At 72.1% G+C, this 19426-nt stretch carries 15 protein-coding genes; 2 read left to right on the top strand and 13 right to left on the bottom strand.

Going from position 1 to position 19426, the window contains the following annotated elements; genetic code table 11:
- Positions 1 to 218: 218 nt before the first annotated feature.
- From ACWGKS_RS25000 to ACWGKS_RS24990, 3 genes are all read right to left on the bottom strand, one after another.
- On the bottom strand, positions 219 to 1055 hold the full coding sequence (locus ACWGKS_RS25000) for a glutamate ligase domain-containing protein (protein ID WP_452524221.1): 837 nt from the start codon (positions 1053 to 1055) through the stop codon (positions 219 to 221).
- Entirely contained in the window at positions 1031 to 1666 is a 636-nt protein-coding gene (locus tag ACWGKS_RS24995; protein WP_358510643.1) for a Mur ligase family protein, read from the bottom strand. The genes ACWGKS_RS25000 and ACWGKS_RS24995 overlap by 25 nt, the downstream gene beginning before the upstream one ends.
- Before the next feature lie 172 nt (positions 1667 to 1838).
- The gene (locus tag ACWGKS_RS24990; protein WP_358510640.1) at positions 1839 to 2255 is read right to left on the bottom strand and encodes a DUF6069 family protein; all 417 of its coding nucleotides are present in this window, start codon (positions 2253 to 2255) and stop codon (positions 1839 to 1841) included.
- A gap of 128 nt (positions 2256 to 2383) precedes the next feature.
- Here ACWGKS_RS24990 and ACWGKS_RS24985 point away from each other — a divergent pair, with 128 nt between their 5' ends.
- Positions 2384 to 3436, top strand: a complete 1053-nt coding sequence (locus tag ACWGKS_RS24985; RefSeq protein ID WP_452524218.1) for an AraC family transcriptional regulator — start codon at positions 2384 to 2386, stop codon at positions 3434 to 3436.
- 123 nt (positions 3437 to 3559) lie between these two features.
- Here the strand turns inward: ACWGKS_RS24985 and ACWGKS_RS24980 are convergent, their stop codons facing one another.
- The 4 genes from ACWGKS_RS24980 to ACWGKS_RS24965 form a co-directional block, all read right to left on the bottom strand.
- Positions 3560 to 5077, bottom strand: coding sequence for an alpha/beta hydrolase (locus tag ACWGKS_RS24980; RefSeq protein ID WP_452524217.1), 1518 nt, complete (start codon positions 5075 to 5077; stop codon positions 3560 to 3562).
- Positions 5078 to 5229: 152 nt separating this feature from the next.
- Positions 5230 to 6747: an alpha/beta hydrolase gene (locus ACWGKS_RS24975; RefSeq protein WP_452524216.1), complete on the bottom strand. Its 1518-nt coding sequence runs from the start codon at positions 6745 to 6747 to the stop codon at positions 5230 to 5232.
- Between the two features lie 39 nt (positions 6748 to 6786).
- A complete protein-coding gene (locus tag ACWGKS_RS24970) occupies positions 6787 to 8874 on the bottom strand; it encodes a CRISPR-associated protein (RefSeq protein ID WP_358510628.1) in 2088 nt (695 codons plus the stop codon).
- Positions 8875 to 8892: 18 nt separating this feature from the next.
- Positions 8893 to 9258 carry a hypothetical protein gene (locus tag ACWGKS_RS24965; RefSeq protein WP_358510625.1) on the bottom strand — a complete coding sequence of 122 codons (366 nt, stop codon included), beginning with the start codon at positions 9256 to 9258 and terminating at the stop codon, positions 8893 to 8895.
- Positions 9259 to 9586: 328 nt separating this feature from the next.
- On the opposite strand from ACWGKS_RS24965, the gene ACWGKS_RS24960 reads away from it, so the two are divergent.
- Positions 9587 to 10744, top strand: coding sequence for a hypothetical protein (locus ACWGKS_RS24960; protein ID WP_358510622.1), 1158 nt, complete (start codon positions 9587 to 9589; stop codon positions 10742 to 10744).
- A gap of 9 nt (positions 10745 to 10753) precedes the next feature.
- On the opposite strand, the gene ACWGKS_RS24955 is transcribed toward ACWGKS_RS24960, so the two are convergent.
- From ACWGKS_RS24955 to ACWGKS_RS24930, 6 genes are read right to left on the bottom strand one after another with little or no spacing between them, the layout of a single operon-like run.
- Positions 10754 to 12940, bottom strand: a complete 2187-nt coding sequence (locus ACWGKS_RS24955; protein ID WP_452456061.1) for a TIGR03986 family type III CRISPR-associated RAMP protein — start codon at positions 12938 to 12940, stop codon at positions 10754 to 10756.
- Positions 12940 to 13653 carry a hypothetical protein gene (locus ACWGKS_RS24950; protein WP_358510616.1) on the bottom strand — a complete coding sequence of 238 codons (714 nt, stop codon included), beginning with the start codon at positions 13651 to 13653 and terminating at the stop codon, positions 12940 to 12942. The genes ACWGKS_RS24955 and ACWGKS_RS24950 overlap by 1 nt, the downstream gene beginning before the upstream one ends.
- The gene (locus ACWGKS_RS24945) at positions 13650 to 15227 is read right to left on the bottom strand and encodes an RAMP superfamily CRISPR-associated protein (RefSeq protein ID WP_358510613.1); all 1578 of its coding nucleotides are present in this window, start codon (positions 15225 to 15227) and stop codon (positions 13650 to 13652) included. The genes ACWGKS_RS24950 and ACWGKS_RS24945 overlap by 4 nt, the downstream gene beginning before the upstream one ends.
- A complete protein-coding gene (locus ACWGKS_RS24940; RefSeq protein ID WP_358510610.1) occupies positions 15224 to 17011 on the bottom strand; it encodes a type III-B CRISPR module-associated Cmr3 family protein in 1788 nt (595 codons plus the stop codon). Before ACWGKS_RS24940 ends, ACWGKS_RS24945 begins: the two co-directional genes overlap by 4 nt.
- Complete coding sequence (locus tag ACWGKS_RS24935; protein ID WP_358510607.1) at positions 17008 to 17682, bottom strand: hypothetical protein; 675 nt, start codon at positions 17680 to 17682, stop codon at positions 17008 to 17010. Before ACWGKS_RS24935 ends, ACWGKS_RS24940 begins: the two co-directional genes overlap by 4 nt.
- On the bottom strand, positions 17679 to 19403 hold the full coding sequence (locus tag ACWGKS_RS24930) for a hypothetical protein (RefSeq protein ID WP_452456082.1): 1725 nt from the start codon (positions 19401 to 19403) through the stop codon (positions 17679 to 17681). The genes ACWGKS_RS24935 and ACWGKS_RS24930 overlap by 4 nt, the downstream gene beginning before the upstream one ends.
- Positions 19404 to 19426 lie beyond the last annotated feature (23 nt).

The following is a 19426-nucleotide window of genomic DNA, read 5'->3' as shown; positions in this document are numbered from 1 at the left end:
ATCGCCTTGACGCGTGCGGTGCGGGCGGCAACAATCACGCGGCGGGGAAGGAGGGAGAACCCACCCCCACCCCGCCCAACAACCCCAAGACTCCCGGCCCCAAGCGCACCCGCCAAAAGACCCACACTCACCCCACGCCCGCCCGCCCCGCCCCGCCCCGCCCCGAAACCAAAGGCTTCAGACCCGCTTCACGTTCCCGGCCAGGGGACGCAGACGCACTACGGTCTCGACACCGTCCTCGTGCAGGATGTGACGCATCCCGGACACATCGGGGAAGAAACCTTCTGGGGCCCGGGCCGACAACTGGGCAGCGGCCGTGCTGAATTTGGCCCCTGAACTCCACCGGCTATGTGGATCGACAACTCCTCCAGTGCCTCGAAGGCTTGTACTTCGGCACCCTCATCCAAGGCTACGAGCACCCTGGCAACAACACCGGACCCGACTCTGACCGGCACCTTGACCAACCACTGCGGTACTTCCTCCGTGAGAGCCTGCCGCCCTTGCTCGTCGGGCTCCCCTGCCCCAGAGAACCAGGGTGTACCCGCCACCACACCACCATGTTCCTCGACCAACGAACTCAGTTCCCGGACCACGGTGGTGATGGCCGCGATGGCCTCGTCCTCGTATTCACGCTGTCGCCGTGGTTCCTCGGCGTGGTCTCGGAGCACCCGGCCAGAGGCGAAGTCGCGGATCGTGTCCAGGACCTTGTCCAGGGAGTCCGGCGAGTGGGCGTAGTCGACGATCACCGAGATGCCCCGCGGGGCCGCGAAGTACTCGAAGCGACCCGGGATCCGGGGCATTCGCTCCAGCGCCGCCACCAGTCCGGAGAGCTCGTGTCCCTGGATGTGGCAGGTGGCCAGTGCGGCGAGCGCGTTGGACACCGAGAAACGCCCCGGAGTCGGGATCGCCGCCGGGTACTTGCGGCCCTCGTACCGGAGGAGGAAGCGGACGCCCGAGGCGTCGACCACCAGGTCGGTCGCCTGGTAGTCCGCCGGTCCCTCGACGGAGTAGGACACCGTGGCCCCCGGCATCATCGCCGGGATGGCGGTGCCCACGGGTCGCCCACGTTGATCACGGCCTGCCGGCACAAGCCATGGAACAACCGTGGTTTGGCGTCCCGGTAGTTCTCCATGGTGCCGTGGTCGTCCAGGTGGTCCTGGGTCAGGTCGGTGAAGATCCCGACGTCGATGTGGGAGCCGTCCACTCGGTGCTGGAGCAGGCCCGTGGACGTCGCTTCCAGCACGACGCTCCGGGTGCCCCGGGCCCGCATGCGGGCCAGCAGGTACTGAAGGTCCGGGGCCTCTGGTGTGCTGAGCAGGGTCCGGGGCATCGGAATGGGATCACCGCCGGTCCGGGCCCCAGAGGTACCGATGACCCCGACCCGGGCACCGGCGGCGATCCGCAGCAGGGACTCGTACATGGACGCCACCGAGGTCTTGCCATTGGTGCCGGTGACCGCGACGACGTCCATGTCCCGACCGGGTTCGCCGTGGTGGCGCGCGGACACGAGGTCCGTGGCGATCCCCTCCGGACCACCTTCGGGGTGCTCTGGGAGCGCGAGGTAGAGGGAACCCGGCGCCACTCGATCGATGTCGACGCTGGGCGCCGCGGTGATGGGGATGTCGGGGTCCCCGTGGATGACCTGGTGGGCATGGCCGTTGAGCAATGCGCTCAGTTGCAGGGGGTGGTCCCTTCGGAGGCGGCGCGACCGCGGATGCGATCGACAGCCGGCATGTCCGAAACATACGCCATTGCCCTCATCGCCCCACATATCGGCACCGACCCCTTACGGAACGTGGACGAGGGGCCGGTGTCGCCCTCATGATTCGGACAGCGGACTAGTCTCCGGCGGTGCGCCAGAAGACCGGGATGACGATGGCGGCGACCACCAGGTGGGACAGCTCCAGGACGATGGCGGTGGCGGTCGAGGCGCCCACGGCCAGGGGCGGCAGGAACATCAGCACGGTGATGAGCACCGCGACGATGGTCCACGCCAGGCGACCACGGTCGGCACCCAGGACACGTTGGACGAGCAGCAGCGCGACCCAGCCCAGGACGGCGAAACCGGCGCTGAAGATCGCGAAGGCCGGCCAGTCGATCGGGGCGGGTTCCTGGCCGGGTGGCGTGACCACCATGTCCGCTCCGATCAGGGGCCCGGCCAGGGCCACGAGGGCGTTGACGACGGCCACGGCCACCACGGTGATGAGGCGGGGACGCCAGGTGGATCGGGCGGTGCGGGTCTTGGTGACGGTCATGGGACTTCCTCGCTTCGGGTCGGTTCCTTCATGACCGTACGGACCTAGAAAGAGACTTCCTATGCGTGATCGGCTCCGATGTATACGCGAGCGTCCATGTTGGCCATCATTCTGGATACGCTGGCGGCATGGATGTACTCAGCGACGTCATCTCGACCATGCGTACCGGTCGGCCACGGTCGGCGCGGATCGAGTGGTACGCGCCCTGGGGCATGCGGTTCCCGGAAGTACCCGGCGGCAAGTTCCTCGTGGTGTTGCAGGGGGCCTGCTGGGCGCTGATGGAGGGCCGCGAACCACTTCAGCTGGGCGCCGGCGACGTCCTCTTCCTGCCCCGGGGCGCCGAGCACGCGTTGGTGAGCGATCCCCAGGCGCCCGTCGAGGGGTTGGACCGCGCGAAGTCCCTACGGGAGCAGGACGGGGTGGCCGAGGCCGTGGCGGGCGAGACGGTGCCGACGCTGGTGTGTTCGGAGGGGTTCGCCCGCCCCAAGGACCTGGTTCCCGGAACGGGGCCGTTCGGCGTCACTTCGGTGGGCGAGGCGCTGGGCGAACCCACCTGTGTGACGGTCGGTGGTTCCTACTTCGCCGGGGTGACGCGTCCCCACCCGCTCCTGGCCGAGTTGCCGCCGGTGGTGCACCTGCCGGCTCGGGTGGGGGAACGTTCCGAGCTACCGCTGGCGGTGGGCCTGCTCGGCAGAGAACTGGGGTCGGGGCGTCCGGGCGGAGACACGGTGATCCCGCACCTGTTGGACATGCTGGTGGTCTATATCCTGCGGACCCACCTGGATCAGGAAGGCGCGTCGGGTACGAGGGCCGGGTGCGGTTTCGCGGGCGCCATGCGCGACCCCGGGGTGCACGAGGCGATCCAGGCGGTGCACCGCGACCCGTCGCGCCCCTGGACCGTGGCGGAACTGGGTGAGCGCGCCGGGTTGTCGCGGGCCGCGTTCTCCCGACGCTTCACCACCCTGGTGGGGCAGTCACCGCTGGCCTACGTGACCTGGTGGCGGTTGACCACCGCGGCCCGGCTGTTGAACGAGGAGGATGCACCGGTCGGCTCGATCGCGACGAGGGTCGGGTACTCCTCGCAGTTCGCGTTCGCCAACGCGTTCAAGCGGGAGTTCGGTGTGTCCCCGGGCCGCTATCGGGAGGGGACGCGGTCCGAGCGGTTCGATGGCTCAGGGTGAGCGTGGTGAACAGGGCCGCGCACGGCAGAGCGACCAGGACCGGGACGAACACCCAGGCCGGGTAACCGATGGTGGGTTCCTGCTCGCCCGTGAACAGGAATCCACCGGTCCGGGAGGGGGAGATCAGAGCACGCTCGGGCAGGTGGTGTCCTCACCAGGGAGCCCACCGCCGAGCAGGTAGGTCTCCACCGCGTTGTCCACACAGGCGCGGCCGGCCCCGTAGGCGGTGTGGCCGCCGCCCTCGTAGGTGAGCAGGGTGGCGGAGCCGAGCTGCTCGGTCAGTTCCCGGGCCCACCGATAGGGGGTGGCCGGATCCCCCAGGGTGCCCACGACCAGGATCGGCGGGGCCATCGGTGCGCTGATCCCGGTGGGCGTCGCCTCGGCGTCGGGCCAGGTGGCGCAGGGCAGCATCCGCCACACCTCGGTTCCCCCGAAGAGCGGTGAGGCGGCCTCGGCCTCGCGGGCGCCTTGGAGGTAGTCGCCGATGTCGGTGGGCCGGGGGTGGTCGGCGCAACGCACGGCGATGTGCGCGGCCTCGTCCGCGCCGGGTGGCGCGTCGGCGTCGTCGCCGCGAAGGCTCGACAGATAGTCGGTGACGAACCCGTCGCGTTCGTCGTCGGCCAGTCCGGCGAGCAGCAGGGCGGCGCCCGGCCATAGCTGTTCGGTGTGCAGCGAACCGCGCAGCAGGTCCAGCAGGGCGTACCGGTCCAGGTCACGCCCGTCGACGCGCAACGGCTCCGTGTCGAGGCCGTCCAGGAGGGTCGCCAACTCCTCGGAGGCGCTGTCCATTCCGGTGAACGGGCATTCCGGGGCGCTGTCCAGGCAGTAGGCGACGAACGCCTCCCAGGAGGTCTGGAGTCCGGCGGTCTGTTCGACGGTGTCGGTGATCAGGTCGTCGTCGATCGAGACCGCCCCGTCCAGGACCAGCGCGCCGGAGCGTTCGGGATACATCTCGGCGTACAGGGCCCCGATGGAGGTGCCGTAGGAGTAGCCGACGTAGTCCAGCCGTTCGTCACCCAGGGCGTCGCGCACCAGGTCGAGGTCGCGGGCGACGTTCACGGTGCCCATGTTGAAGAGGAAGTCCTCGCCCACGGCGTCCACGCAACCGATGGTGAAGGCGTGCGCGACCCTCTCCAACTTCTCCAGGGCGCGTTCGGGCAGGTCGTGGGGGTCGATGCCTCGGATCCGGGCCAGGAGAGCGTCCAGGTCGGCGTGGCCTCGGCAGGTGAACCCGCCGCTGTCGCCCACGCCTCGGGGGTCGAAGGAGACCAGGTCGAAGTTCTCCCGTACACCGCGACCCAGTGGTAGGGCGCCGGCGAGGAAGGTGTCGGTCCCGGAGATCCCCGGGCCGCCGAAGTCGAACACGAGCGAACCTCGGCTCGCGCCTTGGGCGGGTTGGCGGATCAGCGCCAGTTCGAGGACTTCACCCTCGGGGTCACCGTGGTCGACGGGGACGGTGACGCTGCCGCACTCCAGGCGGGCCTGCCAGTCCGGGTCACCCTCGGTCGGCCCGATCTCGGCGAGTTCGTCCTGGTCGAGGCAGGGTTCCCAGTCGATGTGTTGTCCGTGGAAGGGGTGGGGCCCGTCCTTGACGTCGGCGAGCGGTGTTCCGGGGGTGATCGCCAGCATCGTGGCCAGCACTCCGGCACCCCAAAGTCGCCGTCTCGCCCACACCCGCACACCGGACCTCACTCCGAGTAGCCGAACCCTCGACTTACCATACTCGGAGTGAAACAATAGACACGCACGGTGAACATGCCGTGACCGGGGTCAACAGTGCGTCCCGAGGTGTTTTACCCGCCCGGGCAGGACAGCCCGTCCTCGGGCACCTGCCCGGCCAAGAGGTAGGCGTCGACGGCGCCGTCCACGCACGGGTCACCGTAGCCGTAGACGGTGTGTCCGGCGCCCTCGTAGGTGAGCAGGACCGCGGTGTCGAGTTGCGCGGTGAGTTCCTCGGCCCACGCGTAGGGGGTAGCGGGGTCGCCGAGGGTGCCGACCACGAGGAGCGGCGGGGCGTCGGGGGCGGTGAACCCGGTGGGGGTCTCCTCGGTGTCCACCCAGTAGGCGCAGGGCAGTTGTTCCCAGACCAGGTCGGGGCCGAAGAGCGGGGCGTGCTCGGCGACCTCTTGGGCGGCCCTCCGATAGACGTCGGGGTCGGTGGGGTCGTCGCGGTCGGCGCAGTTGATCGCGGTCAGCGCGGCCTCATCGTCCGCCTCTGCCGCCCCGGCCCCCTCGTCGTCCCCTTCCTCGTCCTCGTAGAGACCGAAGGTGCCGTCGTAGAGGGCGTCGAGTCGCTCGCCCGCCCCGTGTGGATCGACGTCCACGGCGGCCAGGGTCCTCGCCAGTTCCGACCAGGCGTCCTCGTAGTACAACTCCTGGGAGACCATCGCCAGCAGGGTGGGGCCGTCCACGGTCATGCCGTGGGTGCTGGGCGGGTCGGCGTCGAGCCGGTCGGCCAGGTCGACCATCTCGGCCTCGGACTCGGCCACCCCGGTGAAGGGGCATTCGCCCCCGGCCACGCAGTCGGCCACGAACAACTCCCAGGTGTCACGGAAGCCCTCGGCCTGGTCGAGGGCGATCTCCACGTTGGGCCGTTCGGTCTCCACCGCACCGTCCAGGACCATGGCCCGGGTCGAGTCGGGGTAGAGGTCCGCGTACAGGGCACCGATGTGTGTGCCGTAGGAGAATCCGACGTAGGACAGGTGTTCGTCGCCCAGCGCCCGACGGATCAGGTCGAGGTCGTGCACCACGTCGAGGGTGCCGATGTGGGCGAGGAGGTCCTCCCCCACCTCCTCGGCGCAGGTGTCGGCGTAGGCGCGGGCGGCGTCCTCCAGGTCGGTGAGTTCGGCGTCGGTCACCCGGGTGGGCTCCTGGATCGCGCGGCGGGCGTCATCGATCGCGAACCAGTCGCCGCAGGCGAAGCCGCCGCTGTCACCGACCCCTCGCGGATCAAAGGAGACCAGGTCGAACGCGGTACGGACGTCGTCGTCGAACATCGGGTAGTCGAGCATGTCCACCCCGGACTCGCCGGGCCCACCGGGGTTGACCACCAGGGACCCGATCCTCTCCTCGGGCGGGCCCTCGGCCGGGCGACGCGCCAACGCCAATTCCAACGTGTCCCCGTCGGGGTCGGCATGGTCGAGCGGGACGTCGAGGGTCCCGCACTCCAGCCCTTCCTCCCGCTCCAGCTCCTCCGGACACGCCTGCCAGTCGACGCTCACCGTCGCCGCGTCCTGCGGCTCCGCCGGGGCACACCCGGCCGCCGGCAACATCGCGATGCCCCCGAGGGCCACACCACCCGTAATACGCACGTTCACCCTCTTTTCCCGGATGCCATCATGGCGCACCGGTCAAAGTAGGCCGACGTCGGTCTCCAACAACGCCGGCGGCGCCGACGGGTCGACCTCCACCACCAACGGTCGAGTAGGGTCGCCGAACCGGATCCCCTGGTCACCGACACCTTCGGAGGTGCTCTCGGCGATCCAGTCCACCAGCTCACCGGCCCGGGTCACGTCACGGCCGGGGCGGGTCAGCGCCAGCAGGGTCCCGGCCACGTCGCAGCGCACGCTCAGGTGCGTGGTCGCGGCGAACACGCTCTGCGCCCACCCGCCGGGGCTCACCTCGCGACGCGGCCCATCCGGGGTTCTGCGCCGGCGCCAGGCGGGGGCGGCCAGACCCACCGCCCGATCGTCGAAGGCCAACACCAGGGAGGGCCGCTCCCGCGCGGTGAGGAAGGCCGATCCGTCGGCCAGGGAGGGATCCCACCAGACCCGGCAGGGACCCGAGGCCGCTTTGGAGAGACCGCGCGCGACCAGGTCCAGCAGTTCCACCTCGACCTCGTCGAGCGCCGGTCCCTCGACCACCTCGGTCAGCTCCGACGCCAGGGGTTCGTAACCGCTGAGCACCAACGACCAGTCCGGCCCGGCACGGCCGCGCAGTCCGTGCCGGCCATGGCGCAGGCACACCACGGACCGGTCGCGGGCCAGTTGGTAGGTGGCGCAGGCTCCGCCGTTGAGGGCGGCCTTGGTCAGCCCCAGGCTCATCGCCTTGGTCCCGGTGGTGAAGTCCACGACCACGGGGCGCTCCCCGTCGCGTTCACGGGCGATCCACTCCCCCACCGTCGCCGCGACCGCCTCGGGGTCGAAGCCGTTCACCGGATCGGCGGCCAGGCGCACCCGGTCGCGGTATCCCTCGGCGCGCAGGGTGTCGGCGCCGGGGGCGGGCAGACCGGGGTTCTCGACCGCGTACAGGGTGCGGGCGGCGGCCTCGCGCACGTTGGCGCGCAGGCTCTGTTTGGAGGGCAGCACCAGTGCGCGGGAGGGCCGGTGGGCGTGCAGCGCGGTCAGGGCGCCCAGGCGGCTGCCGCCCAGCGGGGTGACCAGGAGTGGGCCCTGTTCCGGACCCGGGTGGTCGGATGGCCCGGGGGCCGGGGCCAGGGGTAGGGGTGTGGCCGGCACCGTTCCGCGTCCACTGTCCAGGGCCGGCAGGAAGGCCTTGCACAGGGCGTCGAAGGAGGTCACCCGTTCGAGGAGGGCGTCGGCGTGCCACACGTGCACGTTTCGGGCGGACAGTGCCGGGTTGTAGGCGGTGATGCGTTCACGCAGGTCGTCCACGACCGGGCCGGTGTAGACGAACAGGACCTGGGTGGCCCCACCGAACACCCGACGCGACTTGGCGACCGTCCAGCCGGCCCGGGCGATCACGTCCTCGGCGCGGCTCTTGACCTCCACGCACAGGACCCGGTGGCGGTGACGCAGCAGCGCGTCGAAGTCGGCGATGGAGCCACCGGACCGGTAGGGGTCGACCACCCGACGGGCGCCCATGACCTCGGTGTCGGGCCTGCCACCGGTGAGTCGGCGCAGGTGGGCCAGGACACGTCCCTCCGCCATGACGCCGTTGAGTTCGCCGTCGGGCAGCCGTGGATAGGCCTCACGCAGCGCGCCCTCTCCGCCGGCGAGGTAGCGGCGCACCGGCGCGGGGTCGCGGCGTTCCTCCCAACGGGCTCCGTGGATCGCGGCCAGGGTCGCCAGGTCCACCCCGAGCCGTCCGGGCGGGTCGCTGTGGGGGTCAAGGTAGTGGCGCAGCAGGTGCGCCCGAGAGGGGAGGGAGCGTTCGTGGTGCAGCGCCGCCGCCACGCTCATGACCTTGGTTCCGCCGGTGTAGTCCAGGTGCCAGGGGCGTCCGGCGAGCGCCTCGCGCACCCGCTCCAGGAGGGTGGTGACCGCTTCGGGATCATGCGGGTCCGGGCCGACGCTGAGGACGCGTACGACGCGTTTCTCGCGCAGTCGCTCCACCGCCTCTGCGACCCGTCGCGCCACGGACACCGTGCCGTCGCTGCAGACCAGGAACAGGTGGTCGACGGGGAGGGTCAGCGAGGCCAACAGGGCGGGGGTGGGGTTCTGTCCCACGAGGACGACGGCTGCGGAGGGTTCGTCCACGTTGTCCTTTCTCATTCCTCAGGCGACCGTTTCCACCACTTCCCCGCCCCTCGCGGATTCGGACATGATGACGAAGGAACGGCAGGCGGTCACCACCCCCTTGCTGTCCCGCACCAGGTCGGAGGGGACCAGGAGGTCGCAGCGCTCGGGATGGGCGGAGCCGACCACGGAAGAGACGATGTACCAGACCCCTTCCTCGGGGTCGGGGAGGTTGGCGGCACGGGTGCGTTCCTCGGAAAGGAGGGGGATCCCGTCGATCTCACGTAGTGGTACCCGGTCGGTCTCGACCCTAGCGGGGCGCGGCGCACTCTTCCAGGTGCGGATCACCCGCGCCTGCGCATCGATCACTCGTACCTCGTGCGGCGTCAGGTTGATCACCCTCATACGTCGGACCTCCCGTTTCCTCTCGCCGACGTGCCTGTTCCAAGGTCTTCACCGCAGTCTCTCGGACACATGCGGGCGGGCGCTCCGCCACTCCCGCCTGTTCTTTCTGAGACGGGTGTTTTCTCCTGACCGATTTCATAAAAAGAACATGATTCGTCTCTTTAGAGAAGATGGTCGACAATTGACTTTCCTCACGTAGAAGCCCTATTTTGTTGTATGACCTCCCGTTGACGCAGGAGTGTCATCGGCTCGCTCTCGACTCACACGCGTTTCCCCGGAAGGGCTGGGGGAGCGTCCCGGCCCCGGACCGATCCGGGGAGAAGAGTTCGTGAGCAAGCACCACTGCTCCGCCTGGGAGTTGTACGGGTCGACCACCTTCCTTCGCGTGTTCACCCGCGCGCTGGGGTGCGGCCCCTGCTCCACAGACGGAACCGCTCAGGGCTGCGCCGGCCACACCGAGCAGTTCTGGGACTACATCGACCTGTGCGTCGAGCACTGCCCGTGCCCCGAGCACGGCGGCGACCCGCACGGGGTGATCGCCATGCGCATGACCCGTGCCCTGCCCACGGTCACGGGGGTGGACCGCGGCGCCGCGCACCGGCTGCGCGACGCCTTGGACGACGTGCGCCGCGACCGTTCCTACAAGAACCTGCGCCGGGTGTACCCGAGCCCCGCGCCCAACGGCAAGGATCGCAGCGCCTTCTCCGAACGCCCTCGGCGCTGGGCCCAGCGCCGCGACGTGTCCCGGGTCGCCACCGACGTGGTCGAGCAGGAGGCCCTGGCCATGCTGGTGCTCACCGCCGGGTGGGGCAACCCGGCCGCCGACCTGCCCGAGGAGATCTCCCCCGGCGAATCCGTCTCCTTCACCGAGGACGGCAGCGCCGTACCCGTGGCCGACCTGCACGGGCGCCGGCTGGGCACCGTGTGCGAACCGCCCATGGTCTCCACCGCCACCGGCGACTACCTGCTGCGCAAGATGACCGAGCTCGCCTCGGGCCGGGACGCCGACCCCGCGCGCACCCCCGACCAGCGCCGCCGTCTCCTCCTGCGCGGGCTCCTGCCCGAGATCACCGGGGAGGACCTGGCCCGTCGACTCACCGACGTCCTGTCCCGGATGGCCGCGCTCATGCCCACCCACTTCACCCTGGTTCAGCAGGCCCGGGGACGCACGCGCAGCGCCCCCTACAACCCGGTCCCGGAACCGGCGCCGGACGACGAGGAGGTACCGAGACGGGAGGTCCTGACCGACCACGAACGCCGCTGGCTGCTCTGGTTGGGCCGGGAACTGGCCGCCGAGGCCCACGGCCATCGGGCGGCCTTCGGAGCCGACCCACAGGGCACACTCGAAGCCCTGCTCGGCCGACTGTTGAAGACCGGCCCCGCGGTCCCCGAGCGCTGGAGCCGGGCCCACGACGACCCCGACCTGCGAGCCGACCTGTTGGACGCCCTGACCGAGGCCATCGTCTTCGGCGACCGATCAGGCTGAGCGAAGCGGTCAGGTCTCCCTCGGCCGGAACCGGTCCACCAACGGCGGCAGGACCGGGTACTCGGCGAAGTGGCGCAGCGACATGACCGCGGTCTCCTCCAGGGGCAGCCGATGCCGCCAGCGGGTGGCCAGACACACGTCGACGGCCTGGTCCACCTCGCGCCAACGCTCGGCCTCGGCCGGTCCGGGAAGCCGATGGCCGACCAGGGCGACGGAGAAGGCGTCCAGGAACGACCGGACCCGCTCGTGGTCGGCGCGCGCCACCCCGGCGTCGGGACGCAGGGACAGGTCCGCGGCGCGGGCGCCCCGGTCCACCAGGTACAACTCGGGGCGCAGGTGGACGCTGCCCATCCCCAACGACTTGCCCATCCCTACCTTGTGCGCGTGCTCGGGGTCGGTCGGGTCGCCGCCGTCCACCGTGTTGTCCAGCAGCAGCGCCCGCATCAGCGCGCCGAGTTCGGCGTCGGTGAGGTTGGTGAAGGTGACGCGGGAGCGCAGCACCAGTCCTTCGCGCAGCGGCACGATGTCGCGTTGGGTCTCGCGCGGTGGTGGAGCGGTCCCATCGATGGGCACCACCTCCACGTCGAGTTCCTCCTGGGCGCGTTCGTCGTAGGGGTGCGGACCGCCGGTGGACCGGTGTCGATGCAGGTAGACCTTGTATCCGCCCAGACGCACGTCCCCCTCGTGCGACCAGGTGACGACGTCGGGCCGGTCCCCCGAGGCGGCGTCGGGGCCCTGCACCAGGTAGTTGGCGAAGCAGCCCCGTTGCGGGGACAACAGCCGCACCCGAAGCGCGGTCAGGTCGGCGTCCGCGTCGGTGTCCTCGGCGACGGCGTTGCCGAACTCGATCCGGCCCTTGAGCGCCCCGGACTCCCCCGCGAACACGTCGGTGTCGCCGAACATCGCGCGGCACACGTCCACGGTGCGCCCGGCCCGGTCCGAACGACGGGGCTCGCCGTGTTGGGGGCCCAGCACGGGCGCCGGGACGGCCCGGCGTACGGGGTCCTCGTCGCCCACGGCGATGCGGTAGCCGCCCGAACGCCCGAAGGAGACCACCCGACCGGACGCGTCCACGTCGAACCACACCGGTTCCAGGCTCTGCCGGGGCAACCCACCGCCCGGGGTCCCCGCCACCGGTGGCCGGGCCGGGTCTCCACCGCCCGCGGAGAGGGTGTCGGGGAAGGCGGCCCGTTGGTAGCCGGTGATCTGCTCGGCCGACTCGAACAGGTCCACCAGGGGTTCCGGGACGGGGTGGCGGCCCCCGCGCAGGTCCGGTGGACGGGGGAAGAGGTAGGCGTTGCGCCGTTCCCCCGCCGCCGCGCCGGTCAGTACCAGCAGCGCACGGATCACCCCGCCCCCGGCCGCACCCGCCGCCGGGTGGGCGCGGGCGGCCCTATCGGTGGGGGCCACGGCGACCACGCTCCGCCCATGGTGGACCGCGTGCACCCAGCGATACTGCAACCGGCCGTGCTGTTCGTGGGCGGTGGGCACATAGCCCGCGCCGCGTGGCGGGTCGGGGAACTTCTCCACCTCGAAGTCCCAGGTGGCCAGGCTCTCGCGCAACACGTCGAAGGACACCTTGAGGGCCCGCCCGCCCGAGGGTTCCGGCGCGGTCGCCGGAAGCTCCACGACGTACCAGCGTTCGTCCTCCGGCGATCGGTACATGAACCCTTGGGCGGTGCGCAGCCCGGCGCGGCGTTCTCGGTAGTGGGCGTGTTGGCGGGCCATCACGTGGCGGGCCCGGGTGGACAGCGAACTGTCGGTGTTGTCGGGGTCGATGCGTACCGGGGCGCGGAAGAACAACATGGGGGTGTTGACCGGGCCGGTCTCGCCGCCGGTGAGCATGCGCACGATGTTGCGGACCAGGCCGCGCAGGGTCGTGCCGGGCACGGTCGGCAGCGCGCGCTCACCAAAGGGGAGTCGGAGCGAGCGGGCCACCCCGCCGCCGCGCCGGGTCTGTCCGACGAACGTGGGGGTCAGCGTGGTCAGTGTCAGGTCGATCCAGCCGGTGTGCGTGCCCGGGACGGTGCGGTCGTGCGACCGCAGGAGCACGTCGGTGTCGAGACCGAGGTGCAGGGTCGTGGCGGGTACCGGTTCGTCGGCCAGACGGACCAGCCCGTAGGGCGCCGTGGCCCGGTGCCCCGGCTCTTGTCCGCCCTTGGCCAGCCGGGACGCGAGGTCTCGGGGATCCACCATCAGAGTTCCTCGACCCGGTCCCCGGTGCCCACCTCGAACTCGGGACCGGTGGGTTTGGTCCCGGCGCACATCCCGGTGAGCCGGTGGAAGGCCACCCCCACCGCCCCGGTGGCGGGGTCGGCGGCCCAGTACTCGCGGACGGTCAACCAGGTCCCGGTGCTCTCCAGGGCGCTACGGCCCGGCTCCGACAAGGGGCGCAGTCGGCCGGAGAAGTCGGTCCAGGGCACGGGCAGGACCGCTTCGGTGCCCGAGGGTTCTCGGGTGACCGTCATCGGTACCTCCCCCTCCAGGACGCTCCGGTGTTCGGCGCCGACCCACCCCTGGAGCAGGAAGGAACGATCACGGGGGCGCAGCCACTCGGGGAGGTCCCCGACCGCGTCCCTGGCGATCCATCCGGACCGGGCGCCCTCGCCCAGGCGGATCTGGGCGTGCGCGGTGAAGACCAGGACCTCCAGGATCCGCCATCGGTCGGCGGCGTCACCGTCGGAGCGCCGCCAGCGCTCCCGGGGGCAGGCACCGGTGACCCGCCCGTCGCCGAACTCGGCCAGGAGCCATTGGGGGCCCGGTGGGGAACCGTCCAGGGCCCGATCCAGCTCGCGACAGCGCACACCGTGGTCGAACACGTCGACCAGGACGGCGTCGATCCGTTCGGGGCCGAGTCGTTCGACGTCGACCCCGACCGGGTCGGGTGGTTCGTGGGCATGGACGTTCACGGGGATCCCTCCTCGCCGAGTCGGGTGTGCAGGGCGCGCAGCCGGCCGCGGACGATCTCGCCCTCGGGGCCTTCGGGTTCGTCGAGCGCCGCCATCAGGTCCACGGTGTCCGGCCCTTCCCTCGACCGGCCGTGGGTGACCAGGTGGGCGTGGGTGACGGTGAGCCGGCCGTTGCCCCCGCCCGCTCCCGCGCCCAGGGTGTCGAGGGGGACGGTGGACAGTTCCCGGACCACCAGGGCGAGCAGTCCGAGCACGGAATCGTCGGGTTCGGACACGTCCAGGACGACCTCGGCCCTGCCGCCACAGTGCACGTCGGTGGTGAACAGACGGCCGTCCACGGCGTCGCCGAACAGCGAGTCCACCGTCATGCGCGTGGTGGTCAGCGGCGCCCCACCGATGAGGGTGGGGGTGGCGCGCAGACGGATCCGGGAGGGCCGGGGCGCGCCCTGTTCGGTGGGGTCGGCACCCCACCAGTGACCGTGCCATTGTCGCCACCGGTCCGCCGGCGCGCCCAGGTGTTCGGCGGCGTCCCGGGCCAGGCGACCGCCGATCCGTTTGAACAGGGCGAACAAGGCCGTGTCGCCGAGCACCGGCGCCCGGTGCACCTTCCCCTCGTCGGTGACCGTGGGCCGCCACCGGTGGGCGCGGTCGACCTCGGCGAGCCGCTCTGCCTCGGGCACGTCACCGATCATGAGCAGCCCCGGGCGCAACGGTCCGGGTGCGAGGGGGTCGGTGCGTTCGGCCACGCGCAGTTCCAGACGCAGTTCGGCCCTGTGTCGCGGGTCGGGACGGGCCGATCGGGCGCCCACGTGCGCCGCGACCGCCTCGCGGCCGTTCTCGCGCAGCCTGGTGTCGAGGAGTTCGGGCAGATCGCGCGGGGGGTCGGTGAGGGCCTCGGCGCCTTGGCCCGCCCGTTCGTCCCACGTGCGCGCGTGGAAGTCGAACCACCCGCCCGGGTCGGTGAGGTCGTGCCTGCGGGCCGCCCAGTGGGTGGCGCGGACCGGGCCGTACCCGCGCCCGGTGCGGCCACCGATCCGGATACCGGGCCCCTCCCCCCTCAGACCCCGGGTGGCCAGGACCAACAGGGTGAGCAGGCGCGCCTCGACGGCGGGATCGGGAACCCACAGGCGCAGGTGGCAGGTGAACTCGGTGCCCGCGGGCAGGACCTCCCACTGCCACATGCGCCCCGGGTGCACGGTGCCGGTGGTCGGGTCGACACGGGTGCCCACCCGTACGGACACGGAGGTGTCGTCGGGCAGGACGGCGTGGGCGTCGTCGAGGTCCAGGGCACTGGGCACGGGGGCCGCCTCTCCCGCCCCGAAGCCCGAGCTACCGTCGTCGATGCCGAACAGCGAGGTCACGGCCGTCCGATCGGTTCGGGCCAGCAGCTCGTGACGGAGCAGTCCGGCCAGAGTGGTGGCGCGCAGCCGAGGCAGGCCGCTGTACGGGGCGCGGTCCAGGGGCAGGTCCACGTCGCTCTCGGCGGCGTGCCGGGGGGTGGCCCGGGCCGCGCCCACGTGGGCGTCACCGAGCAGGAGCAGGCGGGTGGTGAACTCCCACACCAGACGGTTCACCGTGTCCCACCTCCGTCCGGGGCCGTGCGCAGCACCCGTGCCGCCTCCGCCATCCAGGAGGAGACCAGCAGCAGGCAGAGCCGCGGCGCGGCCTGGCGTTCCCAGGCCTCGGCCCGGGGTGAGAGCCCACTGTCCCGCGCCAGGTCGGGCAGGCCGTCGGGGCGAGCCAGGTCCACGGCGGCCAGCGCGCGGGGGTAGGCCGAGTCCGGCGCGTCGCCGGGGCGGTGGGACCGCCACCACGACACGGCTCTCTCACCTGCGGCCAGCTCGCTCAGCCAACGGTGGACGGTGATCCGTCCACCCCGACCCGAGCCCCTCAGGCGGGCCCTTTCCAGGGCGCGCACCGCACGTTCGCGCAGTACCTTGTGCGCCCCCTGCCCGGGATCCCCGGTCAGGGTAGTGTGCAGGACGGTCAGCGCCTCGTCGGGGGTGCGGTGCGGGTGGGCGACCACTTCGCGCAGCCGACCCAGCAGGCTGGGGGTGAGCGGGGCGAGGGTGGCCGCGGAGGCGCGGGCCAGATCGCGGGCGTGGTCGCGGACCGGCTGCGCGGCGGCGTTCCACAGCAACGCGTCGTACAGGACGGCCAGTTGCGGGTCGGCCGCCGGGTCCGGCACTCCGGGTTCGGGCAGGGCCCTGCCGTCGGTCAGGGTCACGGTCCCCGGTCGGCGGGCGGGTATCGGTGTCGAGGGCGGCACGAGCGGTTCGGGGGCGCGCGGAGGGTCCAGGAGAACGAACTGGCCGTACCCGTCCACCGCCCGTTCTCCCAGCGGGTGCGCCTCCAGGTCGCGGACCTGGGCGGTGCTCAGTTCCGTGATCGGTCGCAGTCGCACCACCGAACCCGCGGCGGCCGCCCGGCGCTCGGTCATCGGCCCCCGGTAGCCGCGGTGGTAGGCGCCCACGAGCACGGGTTCGACGTGCGCGGCCACCACCTCGGGCCGAAGACCCGGCAGACGCCGCTCCCAGAGTTCGCGCACGGCCGGTACCAAGGCGTGCGGGCGGTGCTGCCCTTGGGCGCCCACCACCATCGCGGGCGAGAGCAACAGCAGGTCGACCTCCTGCCCGGCGTCCCTGGAGCGATCCGCTCGGGGCCACGCCACCCGGTCCGGGGACAGGGGGCGCTCGGGGTCCACCGGTCCCACCTCCACCCCGCCGTGCGCGCGGGTGCCCCCCGCGCCCAGGGTGAGCGCTCCGCGAGCCGACTCCAGTACCCGCAGGATCCGTTCGGCCAGCGCGCGTAGGAACGCGTGGTCGGGCCCGCTCAGCCGCCACCTGGCCTCGAAGACCTGGCCGGGGTCCAGGCTCGTGGTGAAGAACGGCCGCCCCGGTCCGGTCTCCGCGGTCCGTGGTCGACCCAGGTAGCGCTCGGCGGTGGTGCGTACGGTCGCGCGCAGCGACCGGTCCGGGGTGAGGGGGTCGCGCACGGTCTTGTAGGGCAGGCTCGGGTCGTCGGTGCCCCCGGCGAAGGAGTCCACCAGGGTGTCGCCGTCCTTGCCCGGGGTGTACAGGTACGCGGGAGGCGGGTGGGCGACCACCTGCACCCCGGGACGCGCGTGCTGTTCGAGTCGCGGGTGGGCGGGCGAGAAGTGCACGTGTTCGCCGCGCGCCACCCACGCGGTGAGTTCCTCGTGCAGACCGGCGCGGGCCAGCGCGGCGGCGAGCATGCCCCGTTGGGCCCGCCCGCTCAGCACCGGGTCGGTGCGCAACGGGTCGAAGGAGGTGCGCACGGTGACCGAGTCGGTGAGGACGTACCGCAGCGGCAGGTAGGCCACGACCGTGTGGCTCATGGCCCAGGCCCCTCTCCACGGCCCGGCGCCCCGGCCAGCCGCAGGGTGGTGGCGTGCGGATCGGGGTCGCCCGGCGTGGACAGTCGCACGTCGACCCGGCCGCGCCCCCGGGTGGCCTTGAGTCCGATCTGGTCGGTGGCCAGGCACGCCATGGCCAAACAGCGCCACTCGTCCGTTCCCGCGGGCATGGACCAGGTCAGGGCGGAGACCAGGGTCAGTCCCGGGAGCAGGACCCGGTTGGTGCGCAGCCGCCCCGCCTCGGGGGCGCCGTCGGGGCCGATCTCCACCCCCGACTCCAGGGTGGTGTAGGCACCGGTGACGGCGCGCCGCAGGGTGGAGCGCAAGGGTTCGGCGCGGCCCGCCAGGGCGTGGGCGACCGCTGCGCGCACGGGGTCGCCGGTGACCGCGTGGCCCACTCTCAGGATTCGATCCCGACCGTTCGAGCGCCCCTTGCCGAAGACCCGGTCCACCACCTCATCCAACTCGGGGGCGACGGTGAGCGCGTCCAGCGCCCCTTGCCGAAGCCGCGCCGCCAACCGGTGTCGAGGCAGGTGCGGCAGGCCGTGCCCGTCGGTGACCACATCGGTGTCGGCACCCGTGCCGTCGGCGCTGGCACCGACGAACAGGGCCGGGGAGACCAGCCGCACCACGATCCGATCCGGTGTGCTCACGAGCGCCCACCCTCCGGCTCCAGGTACAGGTCCATCACGTCGACGGCGTCCAACAGCTCACCGGTGCTCCATCCCCGGGGCAGGACGACGGGACTTCCGGTCACTCGGGCCCGACGGGCCAGTTCGGGGGCGGGATCGACCCCCGACTCCAACAGGGGGACCAGGGAGGACACCAGCCAGCCGCGTCCGCGGGTGTCGCCGTCCACGAGCGGGCCGCCATCGCCGTCGCCTCCGCCGAGGTAACGATCGAGGAAGCGGGTGAAGTCGGCGCCGCTCATCGGCCGGGCGGTGCGCGGCGGGGTGGCCTCCTGTGCGGCCTCCATCCGGCGCAGGACCCGTTCGACCCCGTCGAAGCGGGTCGTCCAGGCGACGGTGTGGTCCTCCGCGGCCACTGGATCGTGTTCGGCGCGGGCCACTCGATGCGCCTTGGCCACCCGGCACATCGCCTCGCACAGGTCATAGCCCAAGGACAGGGGCGCGCCCACCGGCTGCATCGCGACACCGACACCGATCGTGGGCACGAAGGTGGTGTGCCCGCCGCCCGGCACCCGACGGCCACCGGTGCCGTAGGCGGCGGCCAGGTCCCGGTGCAGGGCCACCCTCGGGTCGTCGGCGTCCTGGATCAGTTCGGGGTCGGTGTCCAACCAGTCCAGGGCGTAGCGCACCAGGGCCAGGGCCAGGCGGGCGTCGCACAGGACCGTGAGGTCGTCGCCGGCGACCACGATCGGTCGTACCGGCAACCGCACCGGGCCCCCGGGTTCGTGGTCGAGGGTGATGGGACCGCCCGTCCCCGTTCCCGGAACGTGCGGCGCCTCCCCCGGGGCGGCGTGGACCATCGCGGTCACCGCCCGCACCATCGCCCGGGCCAACCCCTTGGTGAGCCCCGCGATGCGGGTGGACAACCCCCGCTGGGCGAGGGCACCGGATCCGGGCCGATCGGGGTCGCCCACCAGTTCCCGGTACTCGCCCAGGATCGCGCCCAGCCCGTTGACGTCCAGGTGCATCACGGCGACCCGGCTCACCCCTCCGTGGTCGCGGCCGAGCCGGTCCACCTCCATGGGCAGCGCCAACTCCGGGGAGCCGGTGGCGGTGACCGCGTCCGCCAGCCAGGCGTCGCCGTGCGCCCGGTGCCAACGGCGACCGATGCCGCGAGCCCTGGCCACGTCGGCGGACACCCGTTCGTGCGCCCGGGTGTGGTCCGAACGGCTGCTGTCCACCGACTCCGCCGGGGCCCCGCTCACCGAGCACACCGCGGTGATCCCGTACCCGTGCGCGGGGGCGTGCAGAGCCGACATGTGGCGGCGGGCCAGGCGCAGGCGTACCGGCAGCGCGGCCAGGGCGGAGTCCAGGTCGGGCTCGGGCGTCCCCGGCCCGTAGGGCACGAACGCCACGACCGGGGTGAGCTCCCCGGCGCGGTCACGGAGCCTTCTCGTGTAGCGGGAGGTGAAGGTACGGGCGGTGTCCACGTCCGGCAGCACCACGGTGAGGGCGCCCCCGGCGTCGCGCAGGGTCAGGCAATCCTCGGGTACCAGGTCGGCCACCCCGTGACGGGCGTCGGAAGTGTCGGTGAGTTCGGCGACCAGCGCGGCCCGCCCGACCGCGTCCAGGATCCGGCGCCCGCTGTAGACGTAGGCCTGAATGCCCCGCAGGTCCACACCGACCAGGACCCCGCGGGCGGGGGGATCGGCCGGTGGCTCGCGGTGGGCGGGGGCAGGGGGCACCGTGGCGGACTCCTTATACGTGG

This window comes from Nocardiopsis sp. NPDC055879 (assembly GCF_053615935.1).
This window is presented reverse-complemented; position numbering and strand designations above follow the sequence as displayed.

Excerpts from the sequence above, each read along its gene's own strand:
- ACWGKS_RS24990 (WP_358510640.1), bottom strand. The coding sequence starts at position 2,255 with ATGACCGTCACCAAGACCCGCACCGCCCGATCCACCTGGCGTCCCCGC.
- ACWGKS_RS24985 (WP_452524218.1), top strand. The coding sequence starts at position 2,384 with ATGGATGTACTCAGCGACGTCATCTCGACCATGCGTACCGGTCGGCCA.
- ACWGKS_RS24965 (WP_358510625.1), bottom strand. The coding sequence starts at position 9,258 with ATGAGGGTGATCAACCTGACGCCGCACGAGGTACGAGTGATCGATGCG.
- ACWGKS_RS24955 (WP_452456061.1), bottom strand. The coding sequence starts at position 12,940 with ATGGTGGATCCCCGAGACCTCGCGTCCCGGCTGGCCAAGGGCGGACAA.
- ACWGKS_RS24940 (WP_358510610.1), bottom strand. The coding sequence starts at position 17,011 with ATGAGCCACACGGTCGTGGCCTACCTGCCGCTGCGGTACGTCCTCACC.